Below are 1,511 nucleotides of genomic sequence, written 5' to 3'. Positions count from 1 at the left end.
GTATCTGCTCATCCTGGTCCGTCGATAAGTTGAATCGATTGTGAATTGACGTGACCACGGCGGATACGATTCGACGGGAGGCGTGAACGAGCTTCCTGACCTGTCTCTCCTATCGCACGCTGAGAAAGACGCGCTGATCCGCGCGCTATGGGACGCGTTGCAATCATCCGAGCGCAGGAACGCGGAACTGGCAATCCGGCTTTCGGATGCGGAACGCCGGATTGCGGAGTTGGAGGCGCGGCTAAACGAACCGCCGAAGCGGCCGGACAATTCGAGCCTGCCGCCATCGCGCGGGCAGAAGCCAAACCGGCCCGAGAAAAGTCCGCGCAAGGGGCCCCGCAAAGGCAGTCTCGGCCGTGAGGGTGGCGGTCGCTTGCTTGCCGAGAACCCCGATCAGACGGTGATCGCGAAGGCGGCGCATTGCCAGCACTGCCGTGCCGGGCTGACTGACGCGGATCAGCGCCTCGCGCAGCGCTACGACAAGATCGATCTGCCGCCGATCAAGCCGGTCGTCACCCGCGTCGAACGCTATGCCGGCCATTGTCCGTGCTGTGGGGCGACCACGCTGGCAGCCGTCCCGGAAGGCATGGAGACCGGCACACCATTCAGCCTCAACCTCGTGGCTCTCGCGATCTACCTGCGCGTCATCCATGCGGTCAGCTACCGGCGGCTGTCGCGCCTGTTCACCGAGTTGTTCGGCTTGGCGATCAGCGAAGGCGCGCTCGATGCCGCATTCCGCCGCGCCAAGCCGGGCTTCGATGCCGATGTCGGTGCCATCCTCGCCCGACTGCGCCGCGCGCGGGTCGTCTGCTCCGACGAAACCTCGGTGCGGATCAACGGCCGGACCCACTGGAACTGGGTATTTCAGAACGACGAAGTCGTCATCCATGTGATCCGGCCAAGCCGGGGCGCCAACGTCGTCGCGGAGGTAATGGACGGCCATCGCCCCGCTATCTGGATCTCCGATCTCTATGGCGCCCAGCGCGGTCATGCCGATGACTGGCAGATTTGCCTCGCCCACCAACTCCGGGACTGCAAATTCGCGATCGAGGCGGGTGATACGATCTTCGCACCCAGAATGAAGGCCCTGCTGCTCCGCGCCGTCGTGCTGGCGCGGCGCCATCGCACGCTCGCGGACGCTACAAGACGCGCCTGGCGGCGGCGCCTCGACCATGATCTCGACGCCGTCATGGCGCTCGCCCCGATCAACCACCACGGCAGACGATTGCGCCGACGATACGGCAAGGTTCGTGATCATCTCTTCACCTTCCTCGACCACCCGGATATCGCCGCGGACAACAACGGCTCCGAGCGCGAACTCCGGCCTACCGCGACATATCGCAAGGTCACCGGAGGGTTCCGATCCAACTGGGGCGCCGATTTCTTCGCCAACGTCCGATCCGTCGTCGGGACCGCCGCGCGGCACGGCCTTGATGCCTACACCGCTATCAAAAACGCCGTCACCGGAGCATCACTGCCCATCGCCCCCCTACCGGGTTGAGCAGATACCC

Annotated in this window: 1 protein-coding gene; it reads left to right on the top strand. The window is 64.8% G+C overall.

All coding sequences use genetic code 11. The features are described from left to right. Positions 1-82: 82 nt before the first annotated feature. Entirely contained in the window at positions 83-1,501 is a 1,419-nt protein-coding gene (tnpC, locus tag APM_RS13775) for an IS66 family transposase (RefSeq protein ID WP_007423977.1), read from the top strand. Positions 1,502-1,511 lie beyond the last annotated feature (10 nt).

The sequence above is a fragment of the Acidiphilium sp. PM genome (assembly GCF_000219295.1).
Taxonomy (GTDB): domain Bacteria; phylum Pseudomonadota; class Alphaproteobacteria; order Acetobacterales; family Acetobacteraceae; genus Acidiphilium; species Acidiphilium multivorum.
This window is presented reverse-complemented; position numbering and strand designations above follow the sequence as displayed.